1 protein-coding gene and 1 pseudogene are annotated in these 4,698 nt (G+C 65.6%); both read left to right on the forward strand.

What is annotated here, in order from left to right; genetic code table 11:
• The first annotated feature begins 37 nt into the window (after window positions 1-37).
• Entirely contained in the window at window positions 38-3,868 is a 3,831-nt protein-coding gene (locus AABN02_RS03535; RefSeq protein ID WP_338413535.1) for a hypothetical protein, read from the forward strand.
• A gap of 590 nt (window positions 3,869-4,458) precedes the next feature.
• A pseudogene (locus tag AABN02_RS03540) lies at window positions 4,459-4,698 on the forward strand (transposase); the annotation flags it as partial.

Genomic DNA, 4,698 nt, shown 5'->3' on the forward strand with positions numbered 1-4,698 from the left:
GGTCCAGCCCAGCGAGGTCGATCCCTACATCAACACCGTGTTCGTCGGCGCCGACGGCGGGCGCGAGTGGGGCAGCTTCACCCTGCCATTCACCAACAACAAGGCCCGCGGCCGCAACCTGCTGCGCCAGTTCGTCGAGCAAAGCCGGGCCGGGATGATCCTCCAGTACACCGGCAAGGCGCGCCTCTGGCCCCTGGAGGTCGGGGACCGAGTCGCCGTCACCAGCGGCCGATTCGGGCTGGTAGCGGACACCTTCCGGGTGCTCGACTGGTCGTGGTCGCCCGGCCAGCCGGTGGCGCTCACGCTGCAGCGCGACATTGCCGCCAGCTACGACGACGCCGATGCCAGCACCGCCGATCCCGCGCCGGCCACGCGCCTGCCGAACCCTGGCCTCGTGGACACGCCGAGCGAACTGGCGGCAGCCAGCGGCACGGCGCAGCTGCTGAAGATGGCGGACGGCACGATCATCCCGCGTGTCCTGCTGTCCTGGACGGCGCCGAAGACCATCTACATGAGCGACCCGTCCGCGCGCACGCTGGTGTCGTGGCGCCGGGCCGCCGAGGCGACCTGGACCGAGTTCCCGCTCGCCGGCAACACCACCGAGACCTGCATCGACGGCGTGCGCGACCGCGACGTGATCATCATCCGAGTGCAGCACCTCAACAGCTTCGGGGTCGGCAGCGCCTGGGTGGCCATCGCGCACAGCGTCATCGGCAAGACGGCACCGCCAACCAGCCCGACCGCTCTGGCCGTGATGGAGACGGCCGCCGCGGTCCGCCGCTACACCGTCACGCATGCGCAGGATGTCGACCACGGCGGCTACATCGTGCGGTTCAGCTCGACCCTGACAGCGACCTTCGACCAGATGACCCAGGTCTGTGCGCGCTGGGATGGAGACTCGCTCATCAGTGAGGCTTCATCGCCGCTGGATGGCGCCTACCGGTTCGGCGTGGCTGCGTTCGACACGACGGGCAATCTCTCGTCCGCCGCGGCCTATGTCACGGCGACCTTGTCCGGGCTGGCTGCGCTCGGTGATGCGGCAGATGCCGCCGCCGCTGCTGCTGCGGCCGCATCTGCTGCTGCGGCCGCTGCATCTGCCGCCCAGACCATCGCCAGCAGCGCGCTGACCCGAGCCAACGCAGCCAACACCGCGCTGGCCAGCATCGCCAGCGACTCGATCCTTTCGCCCAGCGAGAAGCCCGACGTGGTGCAGGACTACACCGTGCTGACGGCTGAGCAGTCCGGCATCGACGGGCAGGCGGGCGTCTACGGCATCACGACCGAGCGTGCTGCGTACAACGCCGCGATCACGGCGCTGACCAGCTACCTGGGCTCGCTGCCGGGCTGGAACACGATCCCGGGCGGCGACGTGGCCATCGTCGGGACCGACTTCAGGGCCAAGTTCGCCGCGGTCTACGCCGCGCGCCAGACCTTGCTCAACAAGATCAGCGACGTGGCCAAGAGCCTGGCCGACGCCGCACAGGCCACCGGCAGCGCCGCTGCCACGGCTGCCGCCGCAGCGCAGACAGCCGCCAGCGCCGCACAGAACAGCGCGACGGTCGCCCTGACGCGCGCCAACACCGCCAACGCCGCGCTGGCCAGCATCGCCAGCGACTCGGTGCTGTCGCCCTCGGAGAAGCCCGAGGTCGTGCAGGACTACACCGTGCTGACCGCCGAGCAGCCCGGCATCGACGGCCAGGCGGGCGTCTACGGCATCACCACCGAGCGTGCTGCGTACAACACCTCGATCGCCGACCTGACTACTTATCTAGGCACGCTGCCCGGCTGGAACACGCTTCCCGGTGTCGATGTCGCCATCGTCGGCGTGGATTTCAGGGCGAAGTTTGCCGCCGTCTACGCGGCCAGACAGACCTTGTTGAACAAGATCAGCGCCGTGGCCAAGAGCCTGGCTGATGCTGCGCAAGGGTCGGCGACTGGCGCGCAGGCTGCGGCCAACGCAGCGCGGACGGCCGCGACCACGGCACAGGATTTGGCGAACACTGCCCTGGGGCAACTGCAGGCGATCGCGAGCGATGGAATCCTGTCGCGCGGCGAGAAGGCATCGACCATCGTCGATTGGACCGAGCTGTGGAACAGCCGGCAGGGCATCATCGATTCTGCTGCTGCCTACGGCATCGCCTCAGCAGCCTTCACGGGCGCATTGACGGCGCTGGCGAACCACCTCACCGCGCTCTCGCCGGGGTGGTCGGACACGTCTCAGGACACGGCGATCATCCCGGCAACATGGCGCGCGCTGTGGGATGCTGCCTACCAGTCTCGGACCACACTCCTGAATGCCATCGCCGCTCGGGCCAAGTCCCTTGCCGACGCGGCGCAAGGGTCTGCCAATGGGGCGCAGGCCGCTGCTTCTGCCGCTCAGACCGCCGCCAACGCAGCGCGGACGGCTGCGTTGGCGGCGCAGGATTTGGCGAACACTGCCCTAGGGCAACTGCAGGCGATCGCGAGCGATGGAATCCTGTCGCGCGGAGAAAAAGCGCAGGTCATCATCGACTGGAGTGAGCTGTGGAACGGCCAGATTGGCATCGTGACCACTGCAAATTCTCTGTCGATCGTGAGCGAGCGGGATGCCTACACTGGGGCCGTGGTAGCCCTCTCGCAGTATTTGCTGTCGCTGTCGCCGGGCTGGTCGGACACCAGTCAGGATACCGTCATCATCCCGGCGATATGGCGCAGTAACTGGGATTTTGCATACCAGAAAAGGCAGACGCTCCTGAACCGGATTGCCGTGGTTTCTAGCCAGCGCGCGGACTGGCTCAGCGTCGGGAATCGGCCAGAAAATGTGGCGGCGCTGGTTGGCGGCGAGGACATCAACAATGCAAAGCTGGGACAGGCGTCCAACCTGATCAACTGCCAAACGGAATTCGCCGAAAACACCACGGCGGGTTGGGACATGGCTGGCTGGATCGCGGGCCAGAATCCGATATATCTTGGCGCTGAGTTGGCCAGAGATGCGACGGGTGCTTGGTGCCCGATCGGTGGCAATGCGCTGACTGTGGCCCAGGGTGCGCGGGTCACTGGCGATGACGCCGCCATCTTCGGTGTTGCGCTGACAAGCAAATTGATACCAATCGAGCCGGGTATCAGGTATTGCGCCAGCGCATTCGTTGCTGCGCACAGGTGTTTCGCGGCGCTGCACCTCGAATTCAAGACAGCGGTGGGAGGAAATACCGGAGGCGGGGCGTCAGCAACCACGACCGAGGTTGGAGGCGGGAAGTCGCTGTCTGGATGGCAACGGCTGTCGGTATTCGCCACGGCCCCGGCGGATGCCGTGGCGGTGCGACTACTCTTCGCCAAGCGCAACACCTGGGCTGGGCAGTCGAACTCCTTCGGGTGGATGACCCGGCCGATGATCGAGTTGGCTGGGGCTGCGCAGACTGTGCCGAGTGCGTATTCGCCGTCAGCGGCTACGTCGCATGCGCAGCTTGGGGTGATCAACACGGGCGACATTGCCCCGGGCGCTGCCACGGAAGTCCGCCAGGTCAATGCGCCCGGCCCTGTTCTGTGCGGGTCTCTTAGCGGGGCCAACAAGCTAGTGATATCGCTCCCGGCATTCACTCCAACCGAGAGCGGGAAAGTGATCGTGACCGCGTCGTTCGATGCGGCTACCACCCTCGGGTCTGGCAACACATGGACGACATGGTTTGAAGTCGTCAACGCCGGGGGTGGGTACATGACTCTTAACGACAATGCTATCGGAGTCGATCGTCAGCGGTATCACTGCTCTTCTACGTTTGACGCTGTGGCTGGACAGGCAATCTACCTGTCCCTGAACGGTGGGTATAACGCACTGCAGGCGTCAACCACGTTTTGGAACGTAGAGTTGCGAGCGGAGCTTATAAAGCGATGATCTGGAGTTACTACCACGAAGGCAGCGGTGACCTCTGCGGGTTCACCTACTCAGGCCCCCCGGGATCCGAGGAGTCTGCGGCCCCTGAGGGACACAGGCCGATTCCCGGCCGCTTCAACAGTCAGAGATCCCGAGTAGTGCATGCTGATGATGGATTCGGCAATACTCTTCCTGTAGTCGTCACTCGCAAGCCAGCTCGACCATCCGACACAGAGTCTGTGACCTGGGAGTGGGATGAGGTCGCAGACGAGTGGGTGGCCCATCCGACGCTGGCCGCGAAGCGATCTGCACTGAGGGCGACCAGGAATGCGGAGCTGCAGGCAACAGATGGGGCCTCCATCGCAGCACTGGAGGCCCTGCTTCAGGGCGTCCTGGCGGCTCTTGGGCACCCGCTACCTGCCGCTGCCCAGCAGCTTCTCGACCACCGTGATGCCCTCAGGGCCATGCCCCAACGACCTGATTTCGACAGTCTCTCGGTGGCTGATGTGCCGCGTTACCTTGGATCGACCAATACGGGCAGGTAACGCGGGCGCTGAGGGGTTGCCTGGGGGTGTGCGTGTCTCAAAACGCGCGATTATCTGAATCAAAACGTGCGATTCCGTACACCACCGAAACTCGGCTGGGTGCGGATGCGTCAGTCGCAGGCGGTCGAAGGAGCGGTTCGGAACTACACGCTGACGCAGGAGCGGGGCCGCTGGTTCGTGTCGATCCAGGTGGAGCAGCCCGACGTGATCCCGGCGGCGGGACTGGTGCCGACGCTGGGGATCGACTTCGGCGTGACGCTGTTCGCGGCGACGACGGACGGCGAGTGTGTGGCGCCGCTGAATGCG

This window comes from uncultured Sphaerotilus sp. (genome assembly GCF_963924895.1).
Taxonomy (GTDB): domain Bacteria; phylum Pseudomonadota; class Gammaproteobacteria; order Burkholderiales; family Burkholderiaceae_C; genus Sphaerotilus.